The organism is Nocardioides yefusunii (assembly GCF_004014875.1).
Classification (GTDB): Bacteria; Actinomycetota; Actinomycetes; order Propionibacteriales; family Nocardioidaceae; genus Nocardioides; species Nocardioides yefusunii.
In genome coordinates, this window is sequence record NZ_CP034929.1 from 681192 (window position 1) to 698820 (window position 17629).

The following is a 17629-nucleotide window of genomic DNA, read 5'->3' on the forward strand; positions in this document are numbered from 1 at the left end:
CGTGAGCGGAATGAAGCGGACCCCCGAGAAGAACCTGATGGTCTTCAGCGGACGGGCGCACCCTGAACTGGCCAACGAGATCGGGGAGCTGCTCGGCAGCGGCCTCGTTCCGCAGTCTGCCTATGCCTTCGCCAACGGCGAGCTGTACGTGCGCTTCGAGGAGTCCGTCCGCGGTTCCGACGCGTTCGTCATCCAGTCGCACACGGCTCCCATCAACGAGTGGCTGATGGAGCACCTCATCATGGTCGACGCGCTCAAGCGCGCCTCGGCCAAGCGCATCACCGTCGTGATGCCCTTCTACGGCTACAGCCGTCAGGACAAGAAGCACCGTGGACGCGAGCCGATCTCGGCCCGTCTGGTCGCCGACCTGTTCAAGACCGCTGGCGCTGACCGTCTCATCACCATCGACCTGCACGCCGACCAGATCCAGGGCTTCTTCGACGGCCCGGTCGATCACCTGATGGCGATGCCGATCCTCACCGAGCACGTCAAGAACAAGTACGGCAACCAGCCGCTCGCCGTGGTCTCCCCGGACGCCGGTCGCATCAAGGTCGCAGAGCGCTGGTCGCACGCCCTCGGTGGCGCGCCGCTGGCCTTCATCCACAAGACCCGTCGTACCGACGTCGCCAACGAGGTCGTCGCGAACCGCGTCGTCGGTGACGTCGCCGACCGCATCTGCGTCCTCACCGACGACATGATCGACACCGGTGGCACCATCGTGAAGGCCGCCGAGGCATGCATGGAGGCCGGCGCCAAGGGCGTCATCATCGCCGCCACCCACGCGATCCTCTCCGACCCCGCCGTCGAGCGTCTCCGCAACTCGCCGGCCGTCGAGGTCATCGTGACGAACACGCTGCCGATCCCCGAGGACAAGCTCTTCGACAAGCTGACGGTCCTCTCGGCCGCTCCGCTGCTGGCTCGTGCCATCCGCGAGGTCTTCGAGGACGGCTCCGTCACCTCGATGTTCGACGGTCACGCCTGATCCACCGCGAGGGCGGCACCGCCGTCCCTGCACGCGAGGCCCCCGGAACCCTTGGGTTCCGGGGGCCTCGCGCGTTCGCGTGTGTTCTCGGGAACGGGTGCCCGGGAGGCGGGAGGGACACCAGCACCGCCCCATCTCCCGGGACGTCTTCAGGCGGTCGGCAGCAGTGTTGTCACGTGCGCGGCCGCGGTGTCGAGCGCGGCCAGTGATGAGGGGTACTCCTCGTACTGGTGACGGGCCAGGTCCGCCTGCTCGCGACAGCCTCAACCCTCCGTGACGGCGGAGCGTGCAGGGGCCGACAAACGGTTCAGGCCGAGCGACCCGCAAGACCATCGACACTGGGTACGACGCTGGCCTGATCGGCTCCGATTTCGCTGCGCGCCCCGGAGTGCGTACAGTCGGGAACTGCCTCGGCGAGGGAGCTTGACTCCGCTATCGACGCGGCAGGAACGCTAGCCGTGCCTGACCGTGTCGTCAGCACGGCTTCTCCCATTTCTGAGGTCCACCAGACCCCGGTCGCACCCCGTGCGGCCCCTTCATGAGGAGAAATCATGGCTGCTGTCATCGAGACCATCGTCGCCGAGGCCCGCACCGAGTTCGGCAAGGGCTTCGCCCGCCGCGTCCGCGCCGCTGGCCGCATCCCCGCCGTCTTCTACGCCGCCGGCGGCGAGGCCACCCACATCTCCCTCCCGCAGCACGCGACCACCATGTCGCTGCGCGCCGACAAGACCAAGCTCGAGGTCGAGATCGACGGCACCCTGAAGAACTTCTCCGTCAAGGAGATCCAGGTTGACCCGATCCGTCGCGTCATCGTGCACCTCGACCTCGTTGCTGCCTGATCACTTCCCTCTCTGAGGAAGTGACCGGTTCGCCAGGTCACCGAAGGCTCTGCCTTCACCGGTCGGAAGGCCCTGCATCCTCGTGGTGCAGGGCCTTCTGCGTTTTCCGGGGAGCCGCGCGCCGACCGTGCTCCCAGTTCGGCACCGACCGGGCAGGGACGCGATAATGGCGAGCATGAGCTCTGAGGTGTGGTTGGTCGTCGGTCTCGGCAATCCCGGTCCCGAGTACGCGGGTCACCGTCACAACATCGGCTACATGGTCAACGACGAGCTGGCCTCCCGCATGGGGGGCAGTTTCAAGAGCCACAAGACCGGACGCGCCGACGTCGTCGAGGGCCGTCTGGGCATGCCCGGCAACCCCGGCCCGCGCGTCGTCCTGGTGCGCCCGCGCAGCTACATGAACACCATGGGCGGAGCGGTCCTGGCCGTCGCGAAGTTCTACGGTGTCGAGGCCGACCACGTGATCGCCGTGCACGACGAGCTCGACATCGACTTCGGCACCCTGCGTCTCAAGAACGGTGGCGGCGACAACGGCCACAACGGCCTCAAGTCGATCCGCTCCTCGTTCGGGACCGGCGACTTCTTCCGGGTCCGGGCCGGCATCGGTCGTCCGCCGGGCCGTCAGGACGTCGCTGACTTCGTGCTCCAGAACTACTCCACGGTGGAGAAGAAGGAGCTTCCGATGCAGATCGTCGACGCCGCGGACGCCATCGAATGCCTGATCACCGAGGGCCTGGAGAAGGCGCAGTCGCGCTTCAACTCCTGAGTTACCCAAATGCGATGACGTAGCGGGACTCAGTCACCTCATATTGGGCATGAAGCCAGAATCCTTCGACTTCTAGGTTCTCCCTGAGACATTTCGGGGATCCTGGCACACCGTCCAGTACGGGCTCCCTGCGTCGTAGTCGGGGGGATCGATGAGCGTTCAGGAAGCTGCGTCACACGAGGCACTGGTTGCCACGGTCGGGACGTGCTGCACCTCTGCTCCGCGCTGCCCCGAACACGCCGCCGGCGATGCCCGTCCGGTCGTCGCCGGGCCGTCCCCGCTGCGTCGGCTCCGTGCCGAGCTGATCCTCGGGACCGAGATCGTGGCCTCGTTGCTCGTCATGACCCTGGTCGCCTTCGTCGTCGAGACCACCGTCGCGGTCCTGATGCTGGTCGCCGGCGTCACCCTCGTCGTCCGGTACCGGGAAGGGCGTCAGTTCCTGCGTCCGGGATGGCCCCGGACGGAACGCGTCCTGCGAGACACCTCCGTCCCGTTCTGCGTCGCGGCCCTACCGGTCGCAGCCCACGTCTGGCCCGCGGGCCACCTCAGCGCAGCGCTGGCCATCACCCTGGCCGGCACCGCCGTCGCCGTCGTCGGGGCGTTGCTGCGCCGCTGGATCCCGATCGCTCAGCGCGTCGTCGTCGTCGGTTCGGCCGTCGCCATCGCAGAGGCTGCCACCCGCTGGTTCGACAGTCGCCACGTGCAGATCGTCGGAAGTCTCGTCGTCGACGACGAGTTCCCCCGGGTGCCGCGTCCCCGCACCGGATCGGTGGTGAAGGTCGACTCCGGGCGTTCCATCACCCGCGACAGCCTGCTGTCTGCACAGCCCGACATGGTGCTCGTGGTGCCAGGTCCCGGCGTCGACGCCGAGAGCGTGCGCCGCATCGGATGGGCTCTGGAAGGGTCCACCGCCGCGCTCGCCGTCCAGTCCGACCTCGACGGCATCGCCCCGCACCGGCTCACGTCGACCTCGTACGCCGGAGCCAGCCTCCTGCACGTCTCGCCGAGCCGTGCCGGACGCCTTCCGCTGCTGGCCAAGAGCGCCTTCGACCGGGTCTTCGGGACGCTGCTGCTGCTCCTCGCGGGCCCGCTCCTGCTGGGTCTCATGGCAGCGATCCGCCTCACCTCGCCCGGTCCGGCAGTCTTCCGCCAGGTCCGGGTGGGCATCGACGGCAAGCACTTCACCATGTACAAGCTCCGCACGATGGTGGCCACCGCCGAGCGGGACAAGGGAGAACTCGCCGGGCAGAACGAAGGGTCCGGCGTCCTGTTCAAGATGCAGGCCGATCCGCGGATCACACCGCTCGGCCGGGTCCTGCGCAAGTTCTCCCTCGATGAACTGCCGCAGCTCTTCAACGTCGTCACCGGCGACATGTCGCTCGTGGGTCCGCGCCCCGCGCTGCCCGAGGAGGTCGCGCAGTACTCCTCCCTCGAACGACGCCGGCTCGTCGCGAAGCCGGGCCTGACCGGTCTGTGGCAGGTCTCGGGTCGCTCCGACCTCGGCTGGGACGAGTCGGTCGCTCTCGACAACCACTACACCGAGAACTGGCGCCTGGCTGACGACGGCGTCATCCTGGTCCGCACTGTCGGAGCCGTGCTCCGCTCCAAGGGCGCCTACTGAACCGATCGGCTCAGGCTGGCACCACCTCTGACTCCTCCGACTCGTGAACGGAGAAGTGCCTCGAGGGCCGTTCCCACACCACGGTGTGGGGAGCGGCCCTCGAGGTGCGTCGGTGGGTTCAGACGCCGCGCCCGAAACGGTGCAGGGTGTCCAGGACGAAGGCAGGCGAGACCACCCCTGCGGCCACGGCCAGCGCCACGAGGGCACGCCACTGCAGCGGGTTCCGGGCCAGCGCGGCGAACGCCCACCGCACCGCAGCTCGTCGGTGGGGACGGCTGGCCTCGCCGAACGCGACCTGGCCGTAGACCCGGCTGACGCCCTTGCGGTCGGCCACGATCTCGGGGTGCGCCTCCAGCATCCAGTGCAGGGAGGAGATCTTGGTGTCCCACGAACGGGTGAAGAACGACGCGGCTCCCCACTGCACCACCACGAGTGGCTCGTCGACGTGGACGATGTCGCGGGCCTTCGCGGCTCGCAGGAGGATGTCCCAGTCCTCGTTCTGGCTGCCGGGGATCTCCTCGTTGACCAGACCCACGACGGCCGCGCAGTCCTCCGACCCCAGCAACGCAGCGCGGGTGAACAGCAGCGAGGACGAGTGCAGCATCGCCATCCGCGATCGGGTCAGGTGGCTGACGCCGACCCGGTCCGTGCCGGCGGTGCGATCGGTGACGGTGCCGTCGAAGTCGACGGCCATCGAGGTGGTCACCAACGGCGGGAACGCACCGGTGCGGGCCTCCTCCGTACGCGCGGCGTCGAACTGGCTGCTGAGCTTCGAGGCCCGCCAGTGGTCGTCGTCGTCGCAGAAGGCCACCCACTCGCCGCGCGAGGCGACGATGCCGGAGTTGCGGGCGCCGGCCAGACCCGGGGTACGGGTGTTGGTGACGATCCGGACGCTGCGGCCCGGGGCTGCACGGAGCAGAGACACGTCGGGCGGCGACTGGTCGAAGACCACCACCACCTCGATGTCACCGGGATGGTCCTGGGAGAAGACCGACGCGATCGCGCGCCGCACCAGTTCCACCCGGTCGCGGGTGGGGATCACCACCGACACGAGGCCGGGGACGACGTCGTGCTCGGACACAGGTGCGGGCTCAGGGGCGTCGGGGGGTCGGTGCACGGTCTCGGTCATCGGTTCGCCTCCAGGTAGCCGAAGGACTTCAGGACCGGCCAGGCCATCGCGGTCACCACCCGACGGTCACGCTCGGGCAGCGCCGTACGCCACGCCTCGTCAGCACGCAGACGGGTCAGCCCTCGCCGGAAACGCATCGGGTTGCCGGCCACCGAGTGGGTGGCACCGAGCTCGATCGCGGTGTCGTCGACCATCGGGACGTCGAGCTGCAGGGGCACACCCAGCCGTTCCCAGGCCGCGCGGATCGTGGGCACGGGTGCCTCCACCAGGTCCTCGTAGCGCAGCCGGGCCACCGGCACTCCGCGATGGCGCAGGGCCGCGACGGTCAGGTTGCCCGAGAGCCAGAACGTGGTGGAGCGGGCGGGGGAGAAGCGCGGCATCGGTTCACCATCGGCCTCGGGACGTTCCACGACCTTCGACCACGAGTACGCGACGCCCCGGGCGTCACGCACGATGTGAAGGACGCGCAGGTCGAGGTCGACGAGATGACTCAGGGCGAGTGCGGTGGGGATCTCCTTGCTGGAGTCGATCACGACCCTCGCGCCGGTGATCGTCGCTGCTGCGCGATAGATGCGCTGGTAGTAGGAGGCGTACTCGACGGCGAGGGCTGCGAACTCCGGGGAGGGGGAGCGGCGGCCCGACTGCGGGATCCACCGTTGCCGGTCCACGGCCCCGGCCAGGAACCGCACCCGGTCGAGGTCGACGGCGGACCAGCCGCCGAACGCGACGCTGCCGATCTCACGCCAGAAGTCGCAGGCGTGGAAGTTCGCGCCGCAGGCACAGAGTTGGTCCTGCTTGAGGCCGCGCTCCCACAGGTGCACCACCTCACCGAGGGCGACGGTGCCGTCCACCTCGGCCAGCAGACACTCCAGCAACGTCGAGCCGCTTCGTCCCCACCCGCCGACGTAGAGCACCGTCGGGTCCAGAACCTGGTCGAGTTCGGAGTGCGCGACATCGCCTGTGGACACGGTTCCCCCTGGTGGTACGTGGTGGGCAGCGCCCGGGCCGTCGTCAGCGTAGGCGGGACGAGGCACGTGTGCGGGCCCCGCTGGCAGAGGTACCCGAGATTGGGTAGTCGGGCCTCAGGGCCAATGCGGCAGCGACCATCAGGATCGGCAGTCCGTAGGGGAGCGCGCCGTAGTAGAGCAGCTCCATCGTCCCCACCAGCAGCACGGTGTGCGCCGCCATGCCGGTCACGTCGAGCCTGCGCCACGACGACACGAAGGCCACGACGAACCACAGCACGAAGAGCGCCACCGCCCCGACGCCGTGGGAGACCAGGATCATCCAGAACTGTCCCTGGGTACCGACCGGGTCGAGGTTGGGATTGCTCGCCTCGATCGGTGCCGCGTAGCCGAAGACCGGCGATCCCGGAATCGTGTCGAGTGCCTGGACGTAGAGCGAGGCTCGGTCCTCGGTGGAGGAGGACTCCGTCACCCGGTGTTCCATTCGGTCCTGGGCCGGCATCACCGCGAACAACCCTCCGCCGACGACGGCGACCAGCGCCACCGCGGCGATCGCCTTCACGTTGCGCATCAGCGCCAACCGGAAGCACGCGTAGACCACCGCGACCCCCAACCCCAGGAACATGCCGCGGTTGAGGGTGAGGAACGCCGGCACCATCGAGACCGGAACCATCGCCAGCACCAACCAGAACCGCTTGGTGCCCCGGACGTGGAAGAGGTAGGCGACCACGAACGGCATGACGAGCGAGTACACGTTGCCCCAGTTGTTCGTGTACAGGAACGGGGCGCTGGGACGCGGGTCCAGCTGGGCCCAGCCGTCCGGGTTCCACTGCGTCATCCGACGCACCACCATGTGGTTGACGAGGTCGTTGTTCAGCAGTGCCCCCGGCAGCAGATGGGCCAGCGGGGTGCGGACCACCAGCGAAGGCCACAGCAAGGCCATGTAGCCGCCCAACGTCGTGGCCAGCCAGTAGCCCGTCATCGCCCCGGTGAGCATCTGCGCACTCAACCGACGTCGGGCGTTGTAGGCGTAGACCAGCAGCACACCGGCCGAGACGTACAGCGCGAACCGGTAGCCGTACCCGATCGCCTGACCGGCCCGGTCCAGCTGCGACGCCGAGAGCGCCACCCACACCAGGAACAGCAGGTACAGCCCGAACCCGCGTGGGCTCCGGACCTGTCGGTACCGCACCATCAGCAACGTCATCGGGAACGCCATCGCGATCCAGATCAGGTCGGCCAGGCCGAGCATCCACCACAGTGGGAATCCGGCGAACATCGACACCACCGGCCACGCCGGCAGTTCGCTGGTGCCGCGACGACGTTCGGGGTCGGGACGGGACAGGACCCGGGCTGACGTGCTGCGCCTGGCCGGGGAGGTGCGTTCCACTGGTCCGGACCGGGTGGGGACGGGCGTCGCGACGGAGTCGGGCGTCCTCCGAGCCTGCCGGTCGGGGGGCTCGGTGCGGACCCGTGCGGTCGAGGACGCACTCGTGTTCACGAAGTTCTCTTCTCCGCCGGCAGGACGTGGATGGCTGGCTATCCTAGGCCCGCTGCCGGGACAGGGTGAGGGATCTCGGGGCACGAGTACGGGGGAGGGCCGTCCGTGGCCAAGCACGCGTCCGAGACGTCGTCCATGGAGTTGTCGCACTACCTGGTGGTGCTGCGTCGTCGCTGGTGGCAGGTGCTGGCGGGGCTCGGCGTGGGGCTCGCCCTGGCGGTCGCGGCGATCGTCGTGACGCCTTCCAGTGCGACGTCCACGACCTTGGTCAACGTCAACCTGATCGCCACCAACGCCTTCAACAACTCCCGTCCGCCGTCCGATCTCGTCGACGCGCAGACCGAGGAGACGATGGCCCGCTCCACCGAGGTGATGCAGGGCGTCGCCGACGCGCTCGGCGGCAGCTGGACCCGATCCACGGTGCGTCGCTCCACCACCGCCACGCTGCTGCCCGACGGCACCGTCGTCCGGATCGAGTTCACCGCGCCCACCCCGACAGTCGCAGCCCAGGGCGCCACCCTCGTGGCCGAGCAGTACCTGGCCTACCGTTCCTCGTCGGCCCAGAGCCGTGTCGAGCTCGCCACCGAACCCCTGGTGGTGCGCAGCAACGCCCTCAAGAAGCAGGTCGCGAAGAAGAACGCCGAGGTCGCCGGGCTGCCGCTCGGGTCGGCCGAACGCGCTGCGGCAGAGTTGGCGGCCGAGGAGATCAAGACCGAACTGGCCGGAGTCAGCGCCCAGATCGGTCAGCTCTCCGGCGTCAGCACCAGCGGCGGCGAAGTGCTCACCGAGGCGGATCCGGCCCAGGCCGCGAGCAGCCCGAACCGGACGATGATGCTGGTCTCCGGCACTCTCGGTGGCCTGCTGCTGGGGCTCGTGGCCGCCTTCGTCGTCAACGTCCTCGACCGTCGCCTCCTCGACCCCTACGACGTCGCCGGAGCGGGCGGCGGAGACACCCTCGCCCTGCTGCGCGGCCCCCGTACCGAGGTGCCCGCCACCGGGGACGACGCCGACCAGATCCGCGCCGTGCGCGAACGGCTCTTCTCCTCGATCGAGGGCGAACGGCCCGTCTTCGGTGTCATCGACGTGGCACCGTCCCCGGACCACCCCACTGACGTGGCGGTCGGCCTCGCCGTGTCCCTGGCCGACGCCGGGGTCGCCACCGACCTCGTGCTCGCCGACTACCCGCAGCACGTCGTCGACGAGATCGCCGAGGCCCTGCAGGCCCGCGAGGTCGACACCCACGGTCTGGGGCGACGCTTCCGTGGCGGCATCGCCGAGCACCTCACCGTCGTCGTTCCTGGTGCGGCCCGGCCGCGGATCTCGACCAGCGACCTCGTCACTGAGATGCTCGACGACGCGGTCCGGGTCGCCGAGGCCACCGTCGTCGGAGTCGCCCCCGGTGCCGGTGCTGCGGCCCGTCTCACCGTGGCCCGGTCCGCGCACCTCTGTGTCCTCGCGGCGCGGGAACAGGACACCTCGATCGACCAGCTCGCTGGCGTCGTCGACGACATGCGCTCGGTCTGGGCCACCGTGCACGGCACCGTCCTCGTCCCGGGCTCTCGGACCTTCGCAGGTCTGGATGCCCAGCCGGTGGAAGAGCCCGTGGAGGAGCCCGTGGACGAGACCGAGGTCCAGATCCTCCCGACTCCCGTGATCACGGCGATCCTCGAACCCACGCCCGCGACGGACGTCGAGAGGTCGCCGCGTGACCCGTTCGCCGACGACCTCGAGGTCGACCTCTCCCTCGAGGCCGACCTCGCCGACGTCCCGAGCCGGGAACACCTGTCCACGCCTCCGCCGGACCTGGACGAACCACGCCCGTGGGCCTTCGACCGCTGAACTGCATCGCCGTCCGCTGAACGGCAGCGAGTCCGGCAGCGAGTTCAGCAGTCGGGCCGGGCTGCGACGCGCTGGGTCTGGACCACCCACTCGCTGTCGGCACTGAAGAGGGTCACCACGTTGAGCGACCGACCGCCACCGGCACTGTTCGGCACCGTGCTGCCGTCCTTCTCCACCACCCGGACGTCTGAGTTGTCCACGCAGACCCGGACCACCAGCGACCCGGTCGCCTCGTCACGTCGTACGACCTGCTGGGCGACGACCTTCGGCTCACCCACCACCTTCCAACCGTTGCGGGCGTACTCGTCGGAGGTCACCATCAGGTCGGTGAGCGCACTCCCCACGACGCCGGGGACACGGACGTCGTCGTCCGGTGCCCATTCACGTGGCTCGGCCAGCACGTCGCTCTGTCCGTCGACGAAGGCATCGACGCCGTCGACCACCGCGGTCCGCTCAGCCGGGGGAAGGTCCAGAGTGTCCGCCCCCAACGTGCCGTCGCCCGGAGCAGGTGCGTCGTCCTCGGGCTCTGCCGCAGGAGACGCGGCCGTGGACGTCGACGGTGACGCCGCGGACGTCGACGGTGACGCCGTGGACGACGCCGCGGACGACGCAGTGGACGTCGACGAGGGTGCCTCCGACGGCTCCTCGCCGCCTGAACAACCCGTCAGCAGCGCCGCCCCGGCCAGACTGGCAGCGGCGGAGCGGACAAGAGATCTTCTGAGAACGGACAAGGGAACCCCCCGGTTACCTAGACTCGCGGCGCGAACGGGGACCTCGCAGGTCACCGGCGCACATCGTAGGTCTTCAACGACGGCGCGGGAGGCCGAGTGAGCAGCACGGTTGCCGGAGAGCCCCACACCAGCGAGCTCTCCCGCGCGGCCCGCGGCGGTGCCCTGACCTTCGTCGGTGCCGTCACCAGCGCCGCGTTCGGATTCGGATTCAGCCTGCTCCTGGCCCGGTTGCTGGGGGCTGGGGACGCCGGGGTGGTGCTGCAGGCCGTGGCCGTCGCCGCGATCGGAGCCTCCTTCGCCCGTCTCGGCACCGACACCACCGCGGTCTGGCTCCTGCCCCGGCTGCGACGCACCGACCCCGACGCCGTGCTGCCTGCGGTACGGGTCCTGCTGGCCAGCGCCGCCCTCGGCACTGGGATCGTGCTGCTGCTCTGGTTCGCCGTGCTGCGCCGGGTCTGGCCCGACGGCGACGGTGGACGCTCGGTCGTCGAAGCGGTCGACCTCGTCGCGCTCTGCCTGCCTGCCGGTGTGCTGATGGCGGTGGCACTGGCCTGCACCCGCGCCTACGGGCGGATCGTGGCGTTCAACGTCGTCGACAACCTCACTGTCCCGACGCTGCGTCCGGTGCTGCTCGTCGTCGTGCATCTTGCAGGTGGGGGAGCGGCGGCCGCGGCACTGGCCTGGGCGCTGCCGTGGTGGGTGGGTGCGGCGATCGCGGGCGGCGTCCTCACAGGATGCCTGCGCCCGGCCAGGGGTGGCGCTCCTCTCGACCGGAACACCCGCCGGGAACTGCGTGGCACGATCGGCGCCTACGCCGGGCCGCGAGCCCTCGCGCAGGCGTTGGAACAGTCGATCATCTGGCTCGACGTGCTTCTGGTCGGGATGATCGCCGGCTCGGTGGCCGCCGGTGTCTACGGCTCCGCAGCCCGGTTCGTGGCCGCAGGGGTGGTGATCGCGACCGCGATGCGGATCGTGGTGGCCCCCCGGTTCAGCGCGTTGCTGGCGCAGGGACGCACCGACGAGGTCGGCGACCTCTACCGCGTCACCGCCCGATGGATCCTGCTCTTCGGTGCTCCCGTCTACCTCGCCCTGGCCTCCTTCGCCCCGACCGTCCTGGGGTGGCTCGGGGAGGGATTCGCGTCCGGACATGCCGCGATGGTGGTGCTCTGTCTCGGCTCGGTGGTGTTGCTCGCCGCGGGAAACGTCCAGTCGCTGCTGCTGATGGCCGGAGGGAGCGCGGCCGGAGCCGGGATCAAGCTCGTGGTGCTGGCCCTCAACTGCGTCGGGAACGTGCTGTTGGTGCCCGAGTTCGGCATCACCGCCGCAGCCTGGGTGTGGGCGGCGAGCATGCTGCTCGACACGGTCCTGGCCTCGATCTGGGTCCGACGGCTCACCGGTGTCGCCCTCGACTGGAGTGGCGTGCTGCGCCTGGGCACCGGTGTCGTGGTGGCCGTGGGCGGTCCCCTGTGGGCCTGCGCAGCACTGCTCGGGCAGGGGGAGGGCCCGTTGCTGCTGGGCATCGCCGCGGGGGCGGTCGGGATGGTGCTGCTCTGTGTGGTGGAGCGCCGCACCCTGCGACTCGACGAACTCCGCTCCACCCTGCGGCGCTGACCGCACGCCGCGCCAGTCCGTACCGCATTGCGGGGATGTGCCGGCCAAGTCGCCGGACGTGCTCCGCGACCCCGCCTAGAGTCACGCCATGCCGAGCGTCGTACCCACTGCCCTGACCCCCACGCTGCCGAGCCTGTCGCAGCTCAAGGACCGTTCGCCGCGGTGGGCCAAGGACCTCGCCAACGTCTCGACCCGAGCAGCGGCGCTGGCCACGGTCGCGGACCGTCCGGGGCCGGACTTCCTGATCACCGGGACCAAGCGTGGTGGCACGACCTCGTTGTTCAACTACCTCCTGATGCACCCGGGCGTGCTGGGGCTGTTCCCCGAGAGCCGCGGCAAGAAGAGCACCGACTTCTTCTTCGCCGACGACCAGCACTCCGAGAGCTGGTACCGCTCGCACTTCCACACCCGTCGCCACCGCGAGCGGATCGAACGTCGTCTGGGGTACGCACCGGTCGGGGGAGAGGCCTCCCCCTACTACCTGTGGGACCCGCGGATCGCCGGGAAGGTCGCAGCCCAGTACCCGGGAGTGAAGGCTCTGGTGCTGCTGCGGGACCCGGTCGAACGGGCCTGGTCGCACTACCAGGAACGGACCCAGAACGGTGTCGAGCCGTTGGGGTTCGCGGAGGCACTCGCCGCTGAACCCGCTCGTCTGGAGGGTGAGATCGACCGGATGCTCGCCGATCCGACCTACCACTCGACCTCGCACGACTGGTACTCCTACCGATCGCGCGGGATCTACCTGCCGCAGCTGCAGAACTGGCTCACCCACTTCCACCGCGACCAGGTGCTGGTGCTGCGCAGCGAGGACATGTACGGCGACGTGCAGGGTGTCTTCGACCAGGTCTCGGAGTTCCTGGGGCTGGACCGGGTCACGCTGCCCACGACCCGCACCTTCAACGCCTCGCACCGGAAGTCGTCGGTGCCCGAGCCGGTCCGCTCCGAGCTCGCGGAGTTCTACGCCCCGCACAACCTCGCCCTCGAGGACTTCCTCGGGTTCGACCTCGATTGGACGTCTCCGGACTCAGCCGGCGACGCCGACGGGCTCGGCTGACACCAGCTGGTCGCGTGCCTCCGCGACCAGCGATCCGAGGCGCTCCGGCGAGATCCACACCCGGTCCCACCCACCGTCCCGAAGTGCCAGCGAGGCCGCCCGTTCGACGACGGTGAGGGCGTAGACCGCCTGCACCAGCCCGGTCTCGGAGGCCGCGATCCCGGCCGCTGCCAGGTGCGCCCTGCCCTGCTGCACGCAGTCGGCCAACCGCACGGTGGCCAGGGCGCCGGCCTCTCGCGCGAGACTGAAGTGCCAGTGCAGGACGTCGAGTCCGGCCACGACGTCGGGTTCGGAGGACTCCCAGTCCCAGGCCCACAGCTCGGAGTCGGCACCGCGCGCACAGTTCCAGGGCGTCAGGTCGCCGTGCCACCTGGCCTGGATCGGCACGGCACGCGGGTCGGCGTGCACCCGCGCCAGCAGGTCACGGGCCGCGGCGAGGACGGCGCGACTGGCCGGGACCGCGTCGTCACCGGCGAGCGCGTCCACCCGCCACCCCAACGCAGCCAGGTGGGCGGTGCTCGCCGCCGGACCGGTGCGGACCACGGGTGTGAGCGAGTAGAACTCCTGCGCGGAGGGGACGCCGAGCGATCCACGGGCACCCCGGACGTCGTCGGGCAGGGGTGCCACCACGACGACGGGACGTCCCCCCTGCTCGAGCGCGGCCAACAACCCCGGAGCATGCAGGGTCCCGGGGACAGCCGGGCCCGCGCTCCGGGCCAGGGCGGTCAGGACCGTGGACTCGGTCCGGACGTAGGCGTCGGCGGTGGCGTTCCAGCCGAACTTGGCGTGCCCGACGGACGTGCCGTCGTCGTCGAGGAGGTGCAGGGTCGCCTTGCGGTTAGCCCCGATCCGGACCCCGAACGTGGCGTGCAGCCGCGGCCGGTCGAGGGCACGGGCCAGGACCGTGAGCGGAAGCAGGGCTGCGTCCTGGGGGGAACGGACCTGCACCAGCAGGCGGTGGCGAGCCAGCGGTGCCCCGGCTCCTGCCGCCGCACCGAGCAGGGCCCGGCCGGCGTTGGCGGCCGGACGGCGCAGTCCGCGGTAGTGGGTGAGCGCAGCCCGCTGCACGACGCGTGGGGCCACCGGCACCAGCAGCCGCGGCGTCTGCGGGCCGCCCAACAGCCAGTACTCCTCGGCGGTGCACCACCCGTCGTCGGGTTCGTCGGTCCGGCCCGTGGGCACGACGCGGGTGCGGACCCGGTCGCCGAGACCGGGTTCCCAGAGCTGTTCGGTGAGCATGCGCAGCGCTTCCACGCGGCTCACCGTAGTGGCCAGAGGCGACGCATTCCGGCACTCGCCGAACGGGGTACCGCATATCTGGGAAATAGAACTCTGCACCCGTTCATGGCCGTGCACAGCGCCCTACAGTCGCCCCTGTACCGGAGTTGGTCTCCGGTTGATCGGCGCCCGACAGCCACCTGTCGTCCGGGCGCCGGACACTTCGCACGGGGGTCCCATGAAGTTGTTCAGGCGCGCGTTCACCACCACCGCCGCACTCGTCCTCTCCGCCGCCGTCCTGCCGGTCGTCGCCGGTACGACGTCGTCGGCGGCCGGCGCGGCGATCCCTGCCGACCAGCTGGGCAGGTCGATGGAGACCGCTGCGGGCTCCTGTTGGGAGATCAAGCAGAAGCGCTCCTCGGCACCCAGCGGCGTCTACTGGCTCCTGACCCCGGCGATGTCCGCGCCCCAGCAGTTCTACTGTGACCAGAGCACCGACGGTGGCGGCTGGGTGCTCGTCGGCAAGGGACGCGACGGCTGGACCACCGAGTACGAGGGCAAGGGCGCCGCTGCGGCGCTGTTGAGCCCCGACACCGTGCCGATGTCCTCGGCCACGGTCCAGCTGCCCTCGCGCAGCATCGACCAGCTCCTCAACGACACCCGCGTCGACGCCCTCGCCGACGGCGTCCGTCTGCGTCGTGCTCAGAACAAGGCCGGCACCAGTTGGCAGGACGCTCGGTTCAAGTTCGCCGACAAGTCGCGTTGGACCTGGACCTTCGGCGCCGAGCATGCGGTCTCGTCCTGGAACATCGGACTCCTGAGTGGTCGTTCGGGCACCACCGAGAGCTTCGGGTCCGGCCAGCTCTACAACCGCGTCACCAACAGCACCGACGCGACCAAGAAGTGGAAGGTCGGCTTCGGGTTCGGCACCAGCATCACCGGCTACACCGACGCCACCAGTTACCTCTGGTCAGCGGTGAACGGTCGCGGGGGCGCGCTGCCCTACACGCAGGTCTACCTGCGGCCCAAGGTCACCTCCACCGACGCCGGGTTCACCGCCGTCCCCGACTCCGGCACGGCTGCCCGTCCGCTGCCCGCGAGCCTCAACTCCAACGCCCTCGTCACCCCGTGGGGTGTCAACGGGTTGAAGGGTTCGGTGGCGGTCGAGGGCAGCGTCGAGGTCCAGGCCTTCGCCCAGCACGGCAACCGGATGTACGTGGGCGGCAACTTCCGCCACGTCCAGAAGGACGCTGCCGGCACCGGTCGCGTGGAGCAGTCCTACCTGGCGGCCTTCGACGTCGCCACCGGCGAGTGGGACCCCACGTTCCGACCCCAGCTGAACGAACAGGTCAAGGCCCTGGCGACCCTGCCCAACGGCACTGTCGTCGCGGGCGGCAACTTCAGCCAGGCCAACGGGGCGCCCGCCGCCGCGCTCGTCGGGCTCGACCCCGTCACCGGCGCGACGCGTTCCTCGTTCAACGTCCTCCTCGAGAACCGCTCCACCGGAGGCGCGACCCGCGTCCGTGCGTTGGACGTCCAGGGCAACCAGCTGTACGTCGGTGGCGCGTTCACCCACCTGTCCGGAGGGACGGCACCGGGACGGGTGGTCTACAGCCGCAACCTGGCCAAGATCGACGCCGCCACAGCCACTCCGGCCGCTGACTGGTCGGTCGACCTCAACGGATCCGTGATCGACCTGGACGCCTCCGACGACGGAACCCGCGTCTACCCGGTCGGTTACTTCTCCACCACCAACGGTGCGGCCACGTTCCGGGTCGCCTCGATCAGCACCGGGGCCGGTGCCCCGCTCTCGGGGCCCACGTTCGCGCCGAAGTGGAGCAACGCCGACAACAACTACCAGCAGGCCGTGCAGCAGGTCGGCAACCGTCTCTTCGTCGGTGGCGCCGAGCACGCCCTGTTCCAGTTCGACACCTCGACCTTCTCGCGTCTCACCTCGAACATCTCCAAGAAGGGCGGCGACTTCCAGGCTGCAGCAACCGACGGGGACCTCGTCTACGCGGCCTGCCACTGCGCACAGTGGAACTACTCCGGCGCGTACCAGTGGGAGACGTTGAACAGCGGCTGGAAGCAGGCCGACACGATCAAGTGGATGGGCGTCTGGAACGCCCGCACCGGTGACTACGTCCCCTCGTTCACCCCCAACCTGTCGATGCGACTGGGATCGGGGCCGTGGGCGATCAAGACCGACTCGCTCGGCAACGTCTGGGCCGGCGGAGACATCGAGACCGTCCGCACGGGCCAGGGCCAGAAGTTCTCCGGCGGCTTCGCCCGCTTCCAGCGCAGCGACTCCACGCCGCCCCCGGCACCGGCCAACTTCGTGGTCCGGTCCCAGAGCGCCAGCCAGGTGACCTTCGGGTGGTCGAGCGTCAGCGATCCGGCCGGTGGAGCCACCTACGAGTTGCTGCGCGGGGACCGCACCATCGCCACCGTCACCGGTGCCACCACCCTCACGGTTCCCCACGCGGGTACGCACCGTTACTTCGTCCGGGCCGTCGACCGGGCCGGCAACGTCGGGCCGAGCAGCCCCGCCCGGACCGTCACGCCAGGCCTCGCCAACCGCGCCCCGGAGGCCGCCTTCACCACCGACGTCACCGACCGCACCGTCACCGTGGACGGTTCGTCGTCGAGCGACGACACTGCCGTCACCTCCTGGAACTGGTCCTTCGGCGACGGCAGCACCGCGACCGGCGTGAAGGCATCCCACGCCTACGCCACTGCCGGCACCTACACCGTCACGCTGCGGGTCAGCGACGCCGAGGGAGCCACCAGCACGACGACGCGCACGGTCACCGTCCTCGCGACCAGCTCCAGCACCGTCGTCCCGGCGGGGTCGACGTGGCAGTGGTGGTACCGGACCGCGGCGCCCGACGCCGGCTGGACCGGGGCGGACGCCAGCACCACCGGATGGTCCTCCGGCGCGGCACCCCTGGGCTGGGGCCACACGTCGGTGAAGACCGACATCGACACCTTCAGTGACCCTGCCAGTCGTCCGATCACTGCCTACTTCCGCCGCAGCTTCCAGGTCGCGGACGCCTCCAAGGTGGTCACGCTGTCCCTGAACACCCGCGGCGACGACGGCGTCGTCGTCCACGTCAACGGCACCGAGGTGGGGCGCAGCAACATGCGCGACGGAGCGGTCACCCACACCACCTACGCTCCGAGCGCGCGACGCGTTGGGGTGGCACTCGCGTCCCCGCTGGTCGTCGAGGTTCCGGCGGCGTTGCTCCGCTCGGGCACGAACGTGATCACGGCCGAGACGCACGTGAACTACCGCCGCACGCCGGACGCCACCTTCGACCTGACGGCCACGCTCGTCCAACGCTGAACCGGCCTGCGACGTCTTGGCGCAGTC

At 70.0% G+C, this 17629-nt stretch carries 14 protein-coding genes; 9 read left to right on the forward strand and 5 right to left on the reverse strand.

The genetic code is table 11. The features are described 5' to 3' along the window. The first annotated feature begins 10 nt into the window (after window positions 1-10). From EOV43_RS03035 to EOV43_RS03050, 4 genes are all read left to right on the forward strand, one after another. Window positions 11-982 (forward strand): ribose-phosphate diphosphokinase, encoded by a 972-nt coding sequence (locus EOV43_RS03035; RefSeq protein WP_128222113.1) that lies wholly within the window; start codon window positions 11-13, stop codon window positions 980-982. Between the two features lie 551 nt (window positions 983-1533). Continuing rightward, window positions 1534-1821, forward strand: coding sequence for a hypothetical protein (locus EOV43_RS03040; protein WP_128219625.1), 288 nt, complete (start codon window positions 1534-1536; stop codon window positions 1819-1821). A 175-nt stretch (window positions 1822-1996) separates the two neighbouring features. Beyond that, window positions 1997-2587, forward strand: a complete 591-nt coding sequence (pth, locus tag EOV43_RS03045) for an aminoacyl-tRNA hydrolase (RefSeq protein ID WP_128219626.1) — start codon at window positions 1997-1999, stop codon at window positions 2585-2587. A gap of 151 nt (window positions 2588-2738) precedes the next feature. After that, complete coding sequence (locus EOV43_RS03050; protein WP_128219627.1) at window positions 2739-4208, forward strand: exopolysaccharide biosynthesis polyprenyl glycosylphosphotransferase; 1470 nt, start codon at window positions 2739-2741, stop codon at window positions 4206-4208. 118 nt (window positions 4209-4326) lie between these two features. Here the strand turns inward: EOV43_RS03050 and EOV43_RS03055 are convergent, their stop codons facing one another. The 3 genes from EOV43_RS03055 to EOV43_RS03065 are packed head-to-tail and all read right to left on the reverse strand — an operon-like array spanning window position 4327 to window position 7803. After that, the gene (locus tag EOV43_RS03055) at window positions 4327-5337 is read right to left on the reverse strand and encodes a glycosyltransferase family 2 protein (RefSeq protein WP_128219628.1); all 1011 of its coding nucleotides are present in this window, start codon (window positions 5335-5337) and stop codon (window positions 4327-4329) included. After that, window positions 5334-6305 (reverse strand): sulfotransferase, encoded by a 972-nt coding sequence (locus EOV43_RS03060; RefSeq protein WP_206611381.1) that lies wholly within the window; start codon window positions 6303-6305, stop codon window positions 5334-5336. Before EOV43_RS03060 ends, EOV43_RS03055 begins: the two co-directional genes overlap by 4 nt. Window positions 6306-6348: 43 nt before the next feature. Continuing rightward, the gene (locus EOV43_RS03065) at window positions 6349-7803 is read right to left on the reverse strand and encodes an O-antigen ligase family protein (RefSeq protein ID WP_128219629.1); all 1455 of its coding nucleotides are present in this window, start codon (window positions 7801-7803) and stop codon (window positions 6349-6351) included. A 105-nt stretch (window positions 7804-7908) separates the two neighbouring features. Between EOV43_RS03065 and EOV43_RS03070 the strand changes: the two genes are divergently transcribed. Continuing rightward, a complete protein-coding gene (locus EOV43_RS03070; protein WP_128219630.1) occupies window positions 7909-9642 on the forward strand; it encodes a GumC domain-containing protein in 1734 nt (577 codons plus the stop codon). A gap of 44 nt (window positions 9643-9686) precedes the next feature. Here EOV43_RS03070 and EOV43_RS03075 read toward each other — a convergent pair whose 3' ends face one another. Further along, complete coding sequence (locus tag EOV43_RS03075; protein WP_128219631.1) at window positions 9687-10130, reverse strand: hypothetical protein; 444 nt, start codon at window positions 10128-10130, stop codon at window positions 9687-9689. A gap of 58 nt (window positions 10131-10188) precedes the next feature. Between EOV43_RS03075 and EOV43_RS03080 the strand changes: the two genes are divergently transcribed. The 3 genes from EOV43_RS03080 (at window position 10189) to EOV43_RS03090 (ending at window position 13038) form a co-directional block, all read left to right on the forward strand. Further along, window positions 10189-10473 carry a hypothetical protein gene (locus tag EOV43_RS03080; protein ID WP_128219632.1) on the forward strand — a complete coding sequence of 95 codons (285 nt, stop codon included), beginning with the start codon at window positions 10189-10191 and terminating at the stop codon, window positions 10471-10473. Next, entirely contained in the window at window positions 10470-11984 is a 1515-nt protein-coding gene (locus tag EOV43_RS03085; RefSeq protein WP_128219633.1) for an oligosaccharide flippase family protein, read from the forward strand. The genes EOV43_RS03080 and EOV43_RS03085 overlap by 4 nt, the downstream gene beginning before the upstream one ends. Window positions 11985-12072: 88 nt before the next feature. Beyond that, window positions 12073-13038, forward strand: a complete 966-nt coding sequence (locus EOV43_RS03090) for a sulfotransferase domain-containing protein (RefSeq protein ID WP_128219634.1) — start codon at window positions 12073-12075, stop codon at window positions 13036-13038. Here the strand turns inward: EOV43_RS03090 and EOV43_RS03095 are convergent. Beyond that, on the reverse strand, window positions 13009-14292 hold the full coding sequence (locus tag EOV43_RS03095) for a hypothetical protein (protein WP_128219635.1): 1284 nt from the start codon (window positions 14290-14292) through the stop codon (window positions 13009-13011). The genes EOV43_RS03090 and EOV43_RS03095 overlap by 30 nt on opposite strands. 202 nt (window positions 14293-14494) lie before the next feature. Here EOV43_RS03095 and EOV43_RS03100 point away from each other — a divergent pair, with 202 nt between their 5' ends. Further along, window positions 14495-17602, forward strand: a complete 3108-nt coding sequence (locus EOV43_RS03100; protein WP_164878635.1) for a fibrinogen-like YCDxxxxGGGW domain-containing protein — start codon at window positions 14495-14497, stop codon at window positions 17600-17602. The last annotated feature ends 27 nt before the right edge of the window (window positions 17603-17629 follow it).

Bases quoted from the DNA above. Each gene is read 5' to 3' on its own strand.
- EOV43_RS03050 (WP_128219627.1), top strand. From the start codon at position 2,739: ATGAGCGTTCAGGAAGCTGCGTCACACGAGGCACTGGTTGCCACGGTC.
- EOV43_RS03055 (WP_128219628.1), bottom strand. From the start codon at position 5,337: ATGACCGAGACCGTGCACCGACCCCCCGACGCCCCTGAGCCCGCACCT.
- pth (WP_128219626.1), top strand. From the start codon at position 1,997: ATGAGCTCTGAGGTGTGGTTGGTCGTCGGTCTCGGCAATCCCGGTCCC.
- EOV43_RS03090 (WP_128219634.1), top strand. From the start codon at position 12,073: ATGCCGAGCGTCGTACCCACTGCCCTGACCCCCACGCTGCCGAGCCTG.
- EOV43_RS03035 (WP_128222113.1), top strand. From the start codon at position 11: ATGAAGCGGACCCCCGAGAAGAACCTGATGGTCTTCAGCGGACGGGCG.
- EOV43_RS03040 (WP_128219625.1), top strand. From the start codon at position 1,534: ATGGCTGCTGTCATCGAGACCATCGTCGCCGAGGCCCGCACCGAGTTC.
- EOV43_RS03100 (WP_164878635.1), top strand. From the start codon at position 14,495: ATGAAGTTGTTCAGGCGCGCGTTCACCACCACCGCCGCACTCGTCCTC.